Here is a 15008-nt window from a genome sequence, read left to right on the forward strand (position 1 = left end):
CACTGCATTAGGGCTCTGGAGATTTACTACGACTATGGATCACTGCCAGTTTGTGTGAAAGGATCCTGCTGCATCACTTCGTTCATAAGTATGGGCACCAAAATAATCCCTTTGTGCTTGCAAAAGGTTAGCATTCGAAATGCCTGTCCGGTAACTATCATAATAAGTAAGTGAAGCACTTAAACATGGAAACGAAGTACCAGAATTAATACCCTCACAGACAACTTTTCGTAATCCTTTTTGATACTCTTTAACCTTTTCAGCAAAATACGGGGCGATTAATAGATTAGCCAAATTCGGCTGTTCTTGATATGTTTCGCTTATTACGTTTAAGAATTCGGCACGAATGATGCAACCACCACGGAAAATAAGGGCTATATCCTTTAAAGGTAAATTCCATCCGTAAAGTTCAGAAGTCATTTTATATTGTATAAATCCTTGCGCGTAGGCACAAATTTTACCCATATAAAAAGCTTGTCTAATGTACTCAATCCACACATCTTTATCTAAACTTCGCTGATCAATCCCGGGTCCTGTTAGAATATTTTCTGCATAAACTCGTTCTTCTTTTAAAGAGGAGATGTAACGGGCAAACAATGACTCTGTAATAATGGATGATGGGATCCCATTGTCAATTGCTTGAATGCTTGTCCATTTACCTGTACCCTTTTGCCCTGTTTTATCAAGAATCACATCGATTAGTGGTAAGCCTGTTACATCATCCTTTTTCCGTAAGATCTCTGCTGTGATTTGGATTAAATAACTTTTCAGCTCCCCTTGATTCCATATTTCAAAGATATCAGCAATTTCATTCACAGATAAACGTAACCTTTTTCTTAAAAATGTATAGGTTTCTGCGATTAACTGCATATCTGCATACTCGATTCCGTTATGTACCATTTTTACAAAGTGGCCGGACCCTTTTGGACCCATATAAACACAGCAAGGGTCTCCGTCCACGTGGGCTGCTATTTTTGTTAGAATAGAAGCTGCTTTTTCATATACGTTTTTATCTCCACCAGGCATGATCGAAGGTCCATTTAAAGCCCCAACTTCACCGCCGGAAATACCGATTCCTAAATAACCGATTCCTTTTGACTTCAATTCATCATATCTATGTTCCGTATCTTTGTAATGGGAGTTACCACCGTCCATGATCACATCGCCTGCTTCAAGAAAGGGTACTAATGTACCTATTACCGAATCGACCGGTTTGCCCGCTGTTACCATAAGGAAGATTTTTCTTGGAGTTTTTAAGGAGTAAACAAAATCTTGAATTTCGTAGTAGGGATGGATGGGGTGACCTTCACTTTTTTTAACAAGATCGTCAGTTAAATCCCTCGTATAATTATAGACAGCGACTTGCTCACCCTTACCAGCCATGTTTAAGGCGATATTACGGCCCATTACCCCTAAACCAATGACACCAATTGTGTTGGACATTTTTTCTGCTCCTTTTATTTGAAATGAATAGGCCGTAGATCCTCACTTATAGGCTTAGAAGATTCTAAGAAAAATAAGTGGGGGGATCTACCGCCCGGGAATCATGGTTTATACGAATAAACTTAGTACTAAAATAAATCCTAATCCAGCTACAGAAATGATGGTCTCAAGCAATGTCCATGTTGCAAATGTTTCTTTCATGCTTAAACCAAAATACTCTTTAAACATCCAGAAACCAGCATCGTTAACATGTGAAGCTATTAAACTACCCGCTCCCGTGGCAAGCACAACTAAAGCAAGATTAACGTCGGATTGTCCTAACATCGGAATAACTAAACCAGCGGTTGTTAAAGCTGCAACAGTTGCAGAACCTAAGGAAATACGTAATATTGCAGCGATGATCCAGGCAAGCAAGATGGGTGATAATGTAGTTCCATTGAATAATTCAGCTACATAGTCACCTACGCCGCCATTAATCAGTACTTGTTTGAAGGCTCCGCCACCCCCAATGATTAAGAGCATCATCCCAATATGAGTAATAGCCGTTGTACAAGATGCCATTACATTTTTGATTGGAATTTTCCTTGCTATTCCCATGGTGTAGACAGCTACCAGTAAGGAAATTAACATGGAAGTTGATGCATCACCAATAAAACGGATCGCTGCTAGTAAACTACTATCTTCAAATCCCATTGTTTTTTGAAGCAAAGTAATAACCGTAGCAATAGACATTAAAATAACAGGAAGCATTGCAGTAAATACACTGATACCAAATCCCGGAGTTTCCTCGGATTTAAATACTTTTTGTTCACCTAAAGAGGCAATATTACCCGTTTTCGTAAATGATGCAGGTACGAGTTTTTTGGCAAGCTTAGTAAATACAGGTCCGGCTAAAATAACAGTTGGAATGGCAATAATGAAGCCGTAAAGTAAAACCTCACCAAGGTTCGCGCCATATTCACCAGCAATAACTGTTGGCCCTGGATGTGGAGGTAAGAAACCATGTGTTACGGATAAAGCTGCAACCATCGGAATACCGAGATATAAGATAGAAACCTTTAATTCTTTTGAAATGGCAAATATGATTGGAATTAACAATACTAATCCTACTTCAAAAAATAACGCCACACCGATAATGAATGAAGCAGCTACGACTGCCCATTGGATATTTTTTTCACCAAATTTGTCTACGAGGGTCATGGCAATTCGTTGAGCACCACCAGAATCAGCGATCAACTTACCTAACATCGCTCCAAGTCCAAAGATTAACGCTAAGTGACCAAGGGTTCCGCCTAATCCGGCTTCGATGGTTTTGACAATTTCCTCTAATGGCATTCCAAGTGCTAAAGCGACGCCGAACGATACAATGATTAATGAAATAAAGGTATTCAATTTGAAGCCCATTATTAAAACTAATAATGCTAAAATTCCAATCGCTACGATAACTAATGGCATTGTAATTACCCCCTGCTTTTTATCTTTTTAGTGTTTAATTAAGCTTCTTTGATAATTGGAAATCCGTGTATAATCATCTTCTAATACTCTGGATAGGTTAATGAAAATCGGCAGCAATTTCCTATATTCCTTGGTTGCTTCTTCTTTTGGTGTATGTTTGTTGGTACTGCCAATCATTTCAGAAACGACTTCAAAGGACTGGATTTTTCCGGTGGCATACAAGCCTAAAATACAAGCTCCTAGACAAGAACTTTCGTAGCTTTCTGGAACGACGACTTCAGATGAGAATATGTCAGACATCATTTGCCGCCAAACATCTGATCTTGCGAAGCCTCCAGTAGCTTGAATTCGGGTCACAGGACCGTCCATACATTCGGTTAATGCTAAAAATACGGTGTACAAATTGTAAATGACTCCTTCTAGGGCTGCGCGAATCATATGTTCTTTCTTGTGTGACATCGTCAAACCGAAGAATGAGCCACGTACGTCTGGGTTCCATAATGGCGCACGTTCACCAGCCAGGTATGGATGGAATAACAATCCGTCAGATCCTGGTCTTACACGTTCAGCAATCTTGGTTAGTACATCATATGGATCAATTCCTAGTCTTTTCGCTGTTTCTACTTCTGATGAGGCAAGCTCGTCACGGATCCAGCGAAGGACCATCCCGCCATTGTTCACCGGCCCCCCAATAACCCAGTGCTTTTCTGTTAAGGCATAACAAAATATTCTTCCCTTTTCGTCTGTTTGAGGCTTGTCTATAATGGTTCGAATGGCACCGCTTGTCCCGATTGTGACGGCAACTTCGCCTTTTCGTATCGCATTAACACCTAGATTAGAAAGGACTCCGTCGCTAGCTCCAATGACAAACGATGTTTGTGGATCGATCCCCATCTTTTTTGCTAAATCTGAATCACAGTTGGTAAATATCCTGGTTGTTGGCACGAGCTCAGATAATTGAGAAGGGGTTATACCAGCAATTTTTAATGCTTCTTCATCCCAATCTAATTTTTCTAGATTCATCATGCCCATGGCAGAAGCTAGGGAATAATCCACTACATATTGATCAAAGAACTTTTTAAAAATATATTCTTTAATTCCGATATACTTTTTAACCTTGACAGCGGTTTCAGGAAGGTCATTCACAATCCAGGCTATTTTCGTTAAGGGTGACATGGGGTGAATGGGTGTTCCTGTTCGTTTATAGACTTCATGGCCATTCAGCTCATCTTTTATTTTATGTGCCCATGCTTCACTTCGATTATCTGCCCAAGTGATACAAGACGTAAGTGGGAGGTCATTTTCATCCATCGCAATGACACTATGCATGGCACTGCTAAATGAAACAAACGATAGCTTTTTTTGTGAGTGATGTTTCATGATATTCGAAATGGCCTGTAGGACAGCCTGAAATATCTCTTCTGGGTTTTGTTCAGCTGTCGCTATGTCCGGTGTATAAAGCGGGTATCCAATATTCTCTTGTTGGATGACTTCGCCCTTTTCGCTAAATAGAACGGCTTTCGTACTTGTGGTCCCGATATCTACACCCAACATATAGTTAGTCATTTTGTTGCACGACTCCTTTAGATAGCATTTGTTGTGACATCCATAGGTCTTCTACTTTACCTTGAACATCATCAAAGTTTTCATGTAAAGACTTGATCATGAGGTCTCTATCTTTTGCTTTGATTGCTTCAATATAAAGTTCGTGATTGTTTATAATCCGTGTAAAATCTTCATACTTTTCTTTGAAACGCATACGCATCGACAGAAGAATGAGACTTTCCATAACAGGCTTCAAATTATTCCAAATCATCAGAATATGGGAATGATTGACTGCACGAATAATCGTTTCATGGAATAAGACATCTTGATATGAAAACTCATCAGCATCACCATATTTGATGGCGACTTTCATCATTTCGAGTATTTTACTAAGTTCCTTCGCCAAATCATCAATGTCCATCTTTACAAGACGTTCAAATACGAAGGATTCTATGAGCAGACGGACATCATAAATTTCTTCTATTTCTTTTTCTGATAGGCCAATAACAACGGCTCCCATTCTTTCTAATCGAATGATATTTTCGGATGCCAGTATTTTTAACGCTTCACGAATGGGTGAGCGACTTACAGTGAAATCAGCAGCTAGTTTATTTTCAGATAATATGGTACCGCTTTCAATACCGCCAGAAATAATGCGCATTCTAAGCTCGGATGTTACGCGATCACCAGCAGAGGCTTTTAAAAGCCATTTGGAGGGATATAGGAATTCTGATTCGACCATCATTTCACCTTCTCAATTAATCAAGTATACTTGTATACAGGTATTATAATCTGAAATTTTAAATTTGCAAGCGTATACATTAAATTTGTGTGTGTTCGTCTGATATTTTTCTAAGCTTGATGGGTTTACGAATATTATGTGGCCGCAAGTATTTAATATGAAGATATAAATTTTTCGTAAGTCTTGATTCTGATTGGAGAAGATGGGCTTTTTATATGTGCAAATGCACAATCAATTTCGTCTGTTCTTCAATATTTTTAACGTGCGGCAATCGATATAATGAAAGCGTAATCAAAAATTGCCCGGGGGGTTAGACAGATGGAAGGATTGACGATCAGTTGGATAGGAGCTCTGGCAGGGCTGGCTATTGCAATTATTCTGATATTAAGAAAGCTGAATCCGGTTTACGCTTTATTTTTGGGAGCTATTGTAGGCGCTTTATTGGGCGGAGCCAATCTGGAGCAGACGATCAGCGTGTTAATAAGCGGTACGCAAAGTGTGATGGGGACGGTCATTCGTGTGCTTGCCGCAGGTGTATTGGCAGGCGTAATGATGGAATCTGGGGCGGCGGAGACGATTGCGCAGGCTATTGTAAAGAAGTTCGGCGGCAGTAAAGCGATACTCGCACTAGCCTTGGCGACGATGATTATTACGGCGGTAGGTGTATTTATTCCCGTTGCCGTGCTGATTGTGGCACCTATTGCATTGTCGGTCGGTAACAAGATGGGGATTTCCAAGCTGGCGCTCCTGTTGGCTTTGTCTGGGGGCGGAAAAGCGGGGAACATCATCTCTCCCAATCCTAATACGATTGCGGCGGCGCGCGGATTTAATCTGGATTTAAGCCACGTGATGTTGGCGGGTGTGGTTCCTGCGATATGCGGTTTAATCATGACTGTTTTGGTGGCATCTATGTTGAAAACCAAAGGTGTGAAGGTGTCCGACCAGGATATCATGGACAGTGATGTCGATACATCGAAATACCCGGCGTTGGGACGGGCGATTGTAGCCCCGTTGGTAGCTGTTATTTTGCTGATGATTAACCCGATTGGTTCCATCTCTGGTATTGAAGCACTTTCGAATTTCAAGGTGGATGCGATGTACATTTTGCCGATCGCTGGGATTGTGGGTATGCTGGCCATGGGACAAGGGCGCAATATCCTGAAGTATTCGGCCTCCGGTCTGAATAAAATGACGGCGACCGTGCTGATTTTGATCGGTGCAGGCGGGATTGCGGGTCTGATCTCTGCCTCCAATTTGTCTGCTCAGGTGGTTGGTCTGATTGAAGCTTCGGGAGTTTCCGGTACATTTTTGGCACCGCTTGCAGGTATTCTGATGGCAGCTGCCACGGCGTCCACCTCGACGGGCGTTATTTTGGCGACAGGCTCGTTTGGGGAAGCCATTCTGAACATGGGAACGGCCCCACTCGCTGCAGCTGTGATGGTGCATACAGGTGCTACCGTCATTGATTCCTTGCCACAGGGCAACTATTTTCACGTCACAGCAGACAGCATGAAAATGAGCATTAAACAACGGATGGGATTGATTCCTTACGAAGCTATTGTGGGTGGAACGATGGCAATTGTAGCGACACTCATGTATGGATTTTTACTTTAATATTCACGATGGGGTGACAAGATGAGAGAGAAAACATTTGTGCTGGCACCAGATTCTTTTAAAGAAAGCATGACGGCTAAAGAAGTGTGTATCGCGATGGAAAAAGGACTGCGCAAGGTCTATCCGGCGGCGAATTATGTGCATGTACCGATGGCGGACGGCGGTGAAGGAACGGTGCAGTCACTGGTGGATGCGACAGGCGGACAGATTCGTTATATCGAGGTGACAGGACCGCTTGGTGAACCTGTAACTGCTGTATACGGCTTGCTAGGAGACGGTACTACGGCGGCAATCGAGATGGCATCTGCTAGTGGAATCCATCTGGTCAACAAGGATAACAAAAACCCGCTAAAGACAACAACTTACGGCACAGGGGAGTTAATCCGTGAATGCCTGAACCAGGGAATTCGAAAAATTATTATCGGCATTGGCGGAAGCGCAACGAATGATGGCGGTACAGGAATGGCGGAAGCGCTGGGCGCCAGATTTTTGGATGCAACAGGCAATACTCTTCCGCGCGGCGGCGGTAGTCTGGGCGAGCTGGCCAGTGTTGATATTTCATCACTGGATGACCGCTTGCAGCAGGTACAACTGATTGTAGCCTGTGATGTGACAAATCCGCTGTGCGGAGAGCATGGGGCATCTCAAGTATTCGGGCCACAAAAAGGAGCAACCCCGGAGATGGTGCAGCAATTGGATACCAATCTTGCCCATTACGCCGATGTGGTGAAGCAGCAGCTGGGCAAGGATGTACGCGATCTCCCAGGCGCAGGCGCAGCAGGTGGATTGGGTGCGGGCTTATTGATTTTCACTCAGGCGGCGCTGCAAAAAGGCATTGAAATTGTGATTGAATACACCGGTTTAAAACAAAAGCTCGCCACTGCCGATATCGTTTTGACGGGGGAAGGCGGTATTGATTTTCAGACCAAATTCGGTAAAACTCCTTATGGAGTAGCTCAGGCGGCAAAACAGTCTGGTAAAAAGGTCATTGCGGTCGCAGGTTATATCGGGGAAGGGATCGACACGTTGTACAAGGAAGGGATAGATGCGGTGTTTGGCATCGTGCCGGGAGCCTCGGAGCTCGGTAAGCTGCTGGCCGAAGGGCCGCAAAACGTAGAGCGTACGTGCGAGAATATCGCAAGAGTACTTCAGTTCAGCGAGAAATGAACAGATGGAGAAGAGGGTTATAAACATAAAACGGCATCATACAAATACGATATAATACGAGCGCTCGCCTGTAATCCCGAACTTAGCCAAAGCCGGATTGGCTGAGGAATTTGGGAGTGACGGCGAGCGGAAATATGATATTACTGGCGCATGGTCTGGCGTGAAACAGCAGTTCATTGATACAGTGCCAATAAGCCGTGCGTAAGCTCAAAGAGCTGAAGGAGATTCCGGGGATCTTTACCGGTTAAGGTATGGATGCGCTTCAGGCGGTATTGCAGCGTATTTCGATGAATATTTAATTCATCTGCGGTAAAGGAGACACTGCCGTTATGATTAATAAAGCTTCGCAGCGTATCCAGCAAATCCACAGTATCTTCCAGCTTGCTGACCAGATAGATCGTGTTCGTCAGGTTCGTTTGACTCAATTTGACTAGAAATTCGACTTCCGCAAAAGAAATTTTCTGCACAGGCGGGCGCAAAGCCAGTAAAACATTCATAGCTGATTTGGCTTGCATAAAAACATCCGCAATGTTGTGCTCTTGTCTGCTGACCGTAATCAGCACATCGGGATGGCTGCGTACAAGTGGCTCTAGCAGTTTGTCTGTCGGCTCCTGATTTTGTATTAGGATGAGATAGCAGTCTTCCTCCATACGAAAGGACGGATGCTGCATGAATATATTAGACAATTCGGCTAAATGAGCTGGATCAGCAGGCAGATACTTTACATATACAGCCGAAGTTTTTAGAAGCAAATCAATGTGATATTGAGCTGCTTCTTTTTTTATTTTTTGCGTATAGGCTCCCTGATGATTTAACAACATTTCCAGCACAGACTTTTTGCGGTTGGCTTCGTGGGCCAGATGCTCCAACGAGATGCGCTGTTTAATCAGGAGAGACACCGTAGTTTTAACAATATTGCAAAAAGGACGCACTTCATCGGGATTGCCTGAAATACCAATGACACCAACTAGCTCATGATGAATGACAATCGGTTCATTGGTTCCCTTTTTCTCATAGTGGCCATCCTGCCACACTTCAACCATTTTCCCAGTTTCGAGTGCCTGAACAGCTCCTTGGTGAATGGTCCCGATTCGTTCACTCTCGCCGCTGCCAATGATGATGCCTCGTTCATTCATTATATTGATATTGTATGGAATATCCTTCATCATTTTGTCTACGATGTCTTGGGCTTGTTTTTCGGAGAGCTGAAACAAATCCGGATTCCTCCTTTATCTATAGTGATATAGCGTATTTTAATGTACCAACTTTATGAAAGGGCTTCCAATATATTGTGCATCTGAACAACATGATAAGGCAGGTTGTCGAACATGTCAGTCCATTTTATCATAGATGTGAAGAATCGTTGTACGCAAAAAACAGGGCTCATAGGAGCACCTGCTTTTTGTGTCTATCCTTTTTATTGCCAGCCACGCTGACTAATGACGAACCTCCCGGAAGCTATAGATAATGTCGTGTAGTTCTTGCTTTAAACGGCCGTCTTTAGACGCTGGTGCATATCCAAGCACCTGGTAGTAATCCTTTTCGGTCTCAATAATCGCTACATGGGTGACATAATGGTTCACATCTTTTTGTCCTTTAATCGTAAACTCAATGGCAGGATATCCATGAATCGTTGTGTTAGATGAAGGTCCTACAGTAGAGAGATTAAACTCTTTGGTCATGTTGTATTGAATTTTCTTTGTGTAGTGCTGGAGAGTTACATTGCCCAATTCCTTTTTCGAATTGGATACTACCGCAACGGATTTTTGAATGTACGGATTGAATATCGCAATATCAGTTATTTTTTCACGGTCCGGGTCTGTTGACCAGTCTAGCGGGGCTGAGATCTGAAAACGTCCATCTTTACTTACATAGCTTTGCTCTTTCTTGCTCACCGGAGCTTCAGGAGGTACGTAACTGTCTGCAAGTATAAAAATAGCATTTACAAACGAGGCTCCCAAGATCACCATTGCGGTAAAAAATATAAAGAGCGAACGTTTCATTGTCTTTTTGCTAATCGGCTCTAAATCCCGTACCTTTACAACATATGTACCTGCAGCTAAATCACCAATTCGTTGTCTTGATGCAGTTACTAACACACTGATACCAGCAGGTATCCCACCCATTAGCAATGGATTGGTGTCTATTAGCCTGAGCAGCGTACGAATGAGTGATTTAAGAAAACCAGGAGGCCTTCCTTCCCCGTTAACCACCTTAATACGAAAGACGAACTTACCCAGCGTATAGCCTGTGTAACCTTCCAAAAGCAAATAATAGCTGAAGAAAGCAATAAGCAGAATACAACGGGTTGCAATCGCTAAAGGCAAAAACCATCTGTCCGTTATTTGAATGACAGAAATAAAAAAACAAATATACCCGATTACAAAAAATATGCAATCAAAAACTGTTGCTCCCCACCGTCTAAACAGAGTAGAATTCCCGTATGTTTTTGATAACGCCGCCATCCTGTTTGGATCTACCCCATAATTTTGACCATGCCGAATGTACGTCTGTCTTGAAGTTTCCTGCGGAATGTGTGATATGTGCTGTTCGTCCAAAAAATACACCTCTTCTTAATAATTAAAAACACACTCCTTATATTAACGGTCATTTTACAATCCATGTTTAGGAAAACATTCTATAAACAAAGAAATTATTATAAATATCCCCTCCTCTCATTTACTTTATAATTGGAAGAAGAAGATGTAGGTGAATCAAACAGGGGAGCATGGATAGGAGGAAGGTTGATCATTGTACAACATGATCGACCTTCAGCAGCATACCCATTTCATATTGCTCAATGGGGTCTTTCGAGAGACCTATTTTTTGGGTAAAGCCTTCAAGAGACTCATTGTCAGACAGACAGATGGACACCTTCTCAATCTTGTGGATCTCTGCTGCTCTATGAAGGAGGGCGCATCCTAATCCTTGGTTGCGATGCTTAGGATCGACCCAAAGAAAGTTGATTTTGCCCTTAGCACTCATGCTTACCATGCCGAGGCACGTTTGATTCACTTCGTAGATGCCGAGAAAAGCTTCCTGTGTACTGGTGGCATAATAAGGTGTGTCGCTTTGCCAATGGATGTGGCAGTCGGTGAGGGTCTTACGAAAAGCTGCGATGTCATCAAATGTAACTTCCTTAAGAATATACGAAGATGAGAGGGCAGCGGGTGGGGCGGAGGGCAGAGTGCCGTTGTAGTATTTCAGCGTATAGCGTGGCTGATAGCCTTGATTTTCATATAATTTAACGGCTCGATGATTATCCTTGATGACTTCGAGCCATAGCTGCTGGCAGTCCGCGGAGATGGCTGTTTGTTTATGTAATTCCAGCAACTTGTTGCTAATCCCCTGACCGCGGTAAGCCGGAGCGATGCATAGCGTGCCGCAACGCATGGTCTTGTACCCGTCGAACTGCCGGACACCGCCGAGAATTAAGCCGATCGGTTGATCCACATCCATGGCAAGGAAAGAGTGATTCCGTGTATTACCCTCTGGACCAAAAAAACGTGCTACGAAATCGTCCTGATCCATGGTCAGGCGAATGGAATAATCCGAGAACCCAAGCGAAAACGCTTGAAAAATGTGTTCCATACTGACGTCATTGCATCTCACATAGGTGATCACCGTTATTCCCCCCTAGAAATTCATGCTATATTTGGATTATAGGGAATTAAGGGAGCTCCATCAATCTCCCACTGAAAATGAAAATAACCCCTTAAAAAAGGGGATTGGTGCTGGGTGTTGTAGGGTTGCAATTCGTGTCGCTAAGATCAGGATTGGTAGAGAGGTCACGATAATGGTTGAGCTTATATTCAATAATTTTTTGGGTTTCCATAAGTTTGGAAATTTCTTGTTGAATCTTCTGATTATGTTTTTCAAGTAAGGAGTGTCTGATCGGAATGGTGCTGTTGCCTTGCATCGAAAGTTCTCGATAATGCTTCATTTCCTCTATGGTCATTCCAGTGGCTTTTAATCGGGTTAAAAAGATAATCCCCAGAATCTGATCTCTACTGTAGAACCTGTGTCCGTTAGCCTTTCGTTCTGCATAAGGCAGCAAGCCAATTCGCTCATAATAGCGTATGGTATCCTCTGTTAAACCTGTTAGTTCTGCAGCTTGACTAATAGAGGTTATCGTCTCCGGAATTTCCTGCAAAGTATCCCACTCCTTCATTGTAACGATTACCAAGGCACTTCTCCATTCGAGTCGAAAAATCCTCCTGACGGCCCGTCATTATTTAAAGTGGCTAAACGAACAACGACAGCAGCAGCTTGTTGTACCGAACCCGGTCCTGTAAAGCCATTTAAGTCAGTGGCGGTAAAGCCAGGGTCAGCCGAATTAATTTTGAGAGGTGAGTCTTTGAATTCTTTGGCAAGGGTGACGGTGAACATATTAACCGCTGCTTTGCTGCTATTGTAGGCAAGCAAATTAAATTGTGCATGTTCATGCTCAGGATCGCTATTATAGGTTAACGAACCAAGGCCACTCGACAAGTTAACGATTCTACCACAAGGAGATTTTTGCAATAAAGGCAGCATGGCTTGCGTCACCGCGACCAAACCGAAAAAGTTTGTTTCATACGTTTCTCTTAAATCGTCCAAAGAGAACTGACTTGGAGGATTGGCTCCTCCCAAAGATATGCCGGCATTGTTGATGAGTACATCAAGGGAACCGAATTCTTGTTTGATCTGTTGGACTGCGGAATCAATCGTACTTTGATTCGTCACGTCTAACAAAATCAATCGGGCTTCTACTCCCTCATTAGCCAACTTAGCCACCGCTTCCCGGCCGCTCTGCTCATTCCGTGAGCCAATCAGGATTGTAAGACCCATACCCCCCAATTGTCTGGCTGTTTCATACCCGATGCCTTTGTTGGCCCCAGTAATAAGAGCTGTTTTCCCAATAGTCATGAGCGATTCCTCTTTTCATTATTCTTGAATTTGGCGGCCACCATGCTTTAAATGTACTACTTGGAGTATACTTAAAGTCAACACAAAACCAGCAAAAATATAGCTCGAAGTGCCCTGGACATTCTTTAACTTGGAAGATGGGAGAATGGAATGAATAAAAGGCAAATGGAAATTTTACGCATGTTGTTAACTGAACCAGACCGGTTGTGGTTAGCGCAGGATTTGGCGGATCTGACCGACTGCTCTGAAAAGACGATCCGCAACGATCTGAAAGTAATTGAAGATTATATCGTCAAGCATTCTGATGCCGATCTGGTGAGAAGGCCGGGACGCGGCATTTATCTGGAGATGGGTGAAGCGGATCAGAATGAATTGTTCCATCGACTGTATGCGGACGAGAGTACAGCCCAACATGAGTCGGATGAGGAAAGGGTACTGCATCTCGCCTATCGGCTCTTGATGAATGCCGAGCCTGTGACCATCCAGGATCTAGCTTCACAGTATTATGTGAACAAGACGGTAATTCGTAGAGATATGGAGAAGATTGATGGCTGGCTGCACAGCTTTAATCTGGCCTTAATTACCAAGCAGCGCGTAGGCTTGACCATTCAAGGCTCTGAGAAAAATAAGCGCATCGCTTTGGCGCGGATGAACCAGCTGATTGACAGTCCTGAGTTAACAGGACAGTTGATGCGCAAACAGTTTGAATCGCACGAGATTACAACCATAAATCATGAATTAAAAGCATTGCAAAAACGCCATGAGCTCAGCTTTACTGACGAAGCTTTCGAAGCTCTAATGCTGCATATCCTCTTAATGGTCAAACGAACTAAGATGGGACAACCCATTTCCCTCTCCAAGCAGGACATTGCCTTTTTGCAGGAGAGACGCGAATTTACATGGGCTACGTCTTTTTTGCAGCAGTTGCAAAAGTTGTTTGCCGTGCCTTTTTCCAAGGAAGAGACAGCGTATTTAACTCTGCACCTGCTTAGCGGGAAGTTCCGTTACCAGCAGGAGGAAAGAACAGGAAAACAAGGTGAGCTGGCAGATAGCCACCCGCTTTTGCCTGAGTTGATTGAGCAGTTAGTCCGGCGGATGTCCGAGCTGAATATGATTGCCTTTTCCAAGGACAAAATGTTGCTGAAAGGGTTGAATGTCCATTTATATACGACCCTGAACCGTCTTCAATATGGGTTGACCGTGTCCAATCCTATGCTGGCCGAGATCAAGAAGATGTACCCCTACATGTTCGACCGAGTTATTATTACGCTGGAAGAGGTGGGGAAATGGATCAGGCTATCCTTCCCCGAGGAGGAAGCGGCGTATTTAACGCTGCATTTTCAGGCTTCTGTGGAGCGATTGCACCAGAAAGAGAGTCATCCCCAGAGAGCCATCATCGTGTGTCACATGGGCATCGGTATGTCCCAACTGCTACGCACCAAGGTGGAACGTAAATTTCCGGCTGTACATGTGGAGACAACCCTTTCCAAAGCAGAAGTCCAGGACTATCTGGCAGCCCAGGAGGTGGATCTCGTCATTACCACTGTAGATCTCCCAGAGATGAACATTCCGCACATTCTCGTCTCTCCCTTGCTGGATGCCAAGGACGAACGTCGACTGGAGCAAGTGATCCGACGACTGGATGAGCCGGAACATAGGGCAGCAGAAGAATCGGTATTTTTTAAATATACAACACCTTTTTTGGTCTTTCCCCAGCAGGAAGTGCAGCATCCGGAACAATTGATCTCCAAGCTGGCGCAAATACTGGAGGACAAAGGATATGTGGAGCCTGGTTATGTGGACAGCGTACTGGCACGAGAAAAAATGTCGGCCACGACGATTGGGGGAGGCATAGCCATCCCGCATGGCGGTTCTGAGTGGATAAGGCAGTCCTCCATTGTAATCGCTACCTTGAAGCAGCCGCTTACCTGGGGAACCGAGAAAGTAGAGCTTGTGTTCTTGCTTGCGGTTAAACAAGATGGGCGGGAAGAGATGCGCCAGTTATTTAAGGAATTGTCCCTGATCAGTGAGCAGCCTGCTTTGGTTCATGCCTTATCTAAGGAGACCGATGCGATGAGATTATTAGGGAGAATGAAGGGATAAATTAAAATCAAAAGCTGTGCTCTGGAACAGG

General features: G+C 43.7%; 12 protein-coding genes. 3 read left to right on the forward strand and 9 right to left on the reverse strand.

Features of this window, described 5'->3' with window-relative positions:
* Positions 1 to 39: 39 nt before the first annotated feature.
* The 4 genes from gnd to C1T21_RS02750 form a co-directional block, all read right to left on the reverse strand.
* Positions 40 to 1443: a decarboxylating NADP(+)-dependent phosphogluconate dehydrogenase gene (gene gnd / locus C1T21_RS02735; protein ID WP_103047114.1), complete on the reverse strand. Its 1404-nt coding sequence runs from the start codon at positions 1441 to 1443 to the stop codon at positions 40 to 42.
* A 108-nt stretch (positions 1444 to 1551) separates the two neighbouring features.
* The gene (locus C1T21_RS02740; protein ID WP_023991059.1) at positions 1552 to 2898 is read right to left on the reverse strand and encodes a GntP family permease; all 1347 of its coding nucleotides are present in this window, start codon (positions 2896 to 2898) and stop codon (positions 1552 to 1554) included.
* Between the two features lie 27 nt (positions 2899 to 2925).
* A complete protein-coding gene (gene gntK / locus C1T21_RS02745; RefSeq protein WP_103047115.1) occupies positions 2926 to 4464 on the reverse strand; it encodes a gluconokinase in 1539 nt (512 codons plus the stop codon).
* Positions 4457 to 5188: a GntR family transcriptional regulator gene (locus C1T21_RS02750; RefSeq protein ID WP_103047116.1), complete on the reverse strand. Its 732-nt coding sequence runs from the start codon at positions 5186 to 5188 to the stop codon at positions 4457 to 4459. Before C1T21_RS02750 ends, gntK begins: the two co-directional genes overlap by 8 nt.
* Before the next feature lie 315 nt (positions 5189 to 5503).
* Here C1T21_RS02750 and C1T21_RS02755 point away from each other — a divergent pair, with 315 nt between their 5' ends.
* The gene (locus C1T21_RS02755; protein ID WP_013312693.1) at positions 5504 to 6799 is read left to right on the forward strand and encodes a GntP family permease; all 1296 of its coding nucleotides are present in this window, start codon (positions 5504 to 5506) and stop codon (positions 6797 to 6799) included.
* 21 nt (positions 6800 to 6820) lie between these two features.
* Positions 6821 to 7966, forward strand: a complete 1146-nt coding sequence (locus tag C1T21_RS02760; protein ID WP_103047117.1) for a glycerate kinase family protein — start codon at positions 6821 to 6823, stop codon at positions 7964 to 7966.
* A 173-nt stretch (positions 7967 to 8139) separates the two neighbouring features.
* On the opposite strand, the gene C1T21_RS02765 is transcribed toward C1T21_RS02760, so the two are convergent.
* The 5 genes from C1T21_RS02765 to C1T21_RS02785 all read right to left on the reverse strand — a co-directional run bounded on the left by C1T21_RS02765 (position 8140) and on the right by C1T21_RS02785 (position 12874).
* Complete coding sequence (locus C1T21_RS02765) at positions 8140 to 9180, reverse strand: CdaR family transcriptional regulator (RefSeq protein WP_103047118.1); 1041 nt, start codon at positions 9178 to 9180, stop codon at positions 8140 to 8142.
* Positions 9181 to 9402: 222 nt separating this feature from the next.
* Positions 9403 to 10524 (reverse strand): RDD family protein, encoded by a 1122-nt coding sequence (locus C1T21_RS02770; RefSeq protein WP_103047119.1) that lies wholly within the window; start codon positions 10522 to 10524, stop codon positions 9403 to 9405.
* Between the two features lie 190 nt (positions 10525 to 10714).
* Positions 10715 to 11590 (reverse strand): GNAT family N-acetyltransferase, encoded by an 876-nt coding sequence (locus C1T21_RS02775; RefSeq protein WP_103047120.1) that lies wholly within the window; start codon positions 11588 to 11590, stop codon positions 10715 to 10717.
* 91 nt (positions 11591 to 11681) lie between these two features.
* The gene (locus C1T21_RS02780) at positions 11682 to 12152 is read right to left on the reverse strand and encodes a MerR family transcriptional regulator (protein ID WP_258012346.1); all 471 of its coding nucleotides are present in this window, start codon (positions 12150 to 12152) and stop codon (positions 11682 to 11684) included.
* Complete coding sequence (locus tag C1T21_RS02785; protein WP_103047121.1) at positions 12146 to 12874, reverse strand: SDR family oxidoreductase; 729 nt, start codon at positions 12872 to 12874, stop codon at positions 12146 to 12148. Before C1T21_RS02785 ends, C1T21_RS02780 begins: the two co-directional genes overlap by 7 nt.
* Positions 12875 to 13024: 150 nt before the next feature.
* Between C1T21_RS02785 and C1T21_RS02790 the strand changes: the two genes are divergently transcribed.
* The gene (locus C1T21_RS02790) at positions 13025 to 14977 is read left to right on the forward strand and encodes a BglG family transcription antiterminator (protein WP_103047122.1); all 1953 of its coding nucleotides are present in this window, start codon (positions 13025 to 13027) and stop codon (positions 14975 to 14977) included.
* Positions 14978 to 15008: the final 31 nt, after the last annotated feature.

This window comes from Paenibacillus sp. F4 (assembly GCF_002894905.1).
GTDB classification, from domain to species: Bacteria; Bacillota; Bacilli; order Paenibacillales; family Paenibacillaceae; genus Paenibacillus; species Paenibacillus polymyxa_B.

Coding starts and splice junctions, on each gene's coding strand:
- gnd (WP_103047114.1), bottom strand. CDS start 1,443: ATGTCCAACACAATTGGTGTCATTGGTTTAGGGGTAATGGGCCGTAAT.
- C1T21_RS02740 (WP_023991059.1), bottom strand. CDS start 2,898: ATGCCATTAGTTATCGTAGCGATTGGAATTTTAGCATTATTAGTTTTA.
- gntK (WP_103047115.1), bottom strand. CDS start 4,464: ATGACTAACTATATGTTGGGTGTAGATATCGGGACCACAAGTACGAAA.
- C1T21_RS02750 (WP_103047116.1), bottom strand. CDS start 5,188: ATGATGGTCGAATCAGAATTCCTATATCCCTCCAAATGGCTTTTAAAA.
- C1T21_RS02755 (WP_013312693.1), top strand. CDS start 5,504: ATGGAAGGATTGACGATCAGTTGGATAGGAGCTCTGGCAGGGCTGGCT.
- C1T21_RS02760 (WP_103047117.1), top strand. CDS start 6,821: ATGAGAGAGAAAACATTTGTGCTGGCACCAGATTCTTTTAAAGAAAGC.
- C1T21_RS02785 (WP_103047121.1), bottom strand. CDS start 12,874: ATGACTATTGGGAAAACAGCTCTTATTACTGGGGCCAACAAAGGCATC.
- C1T21_RS02790 (WP_103047122.1), top strand. CDS start 13,025: ATGAATAAAAGGCAAATGGAAATTTTACGCATGTTGTTAACTGAACCA.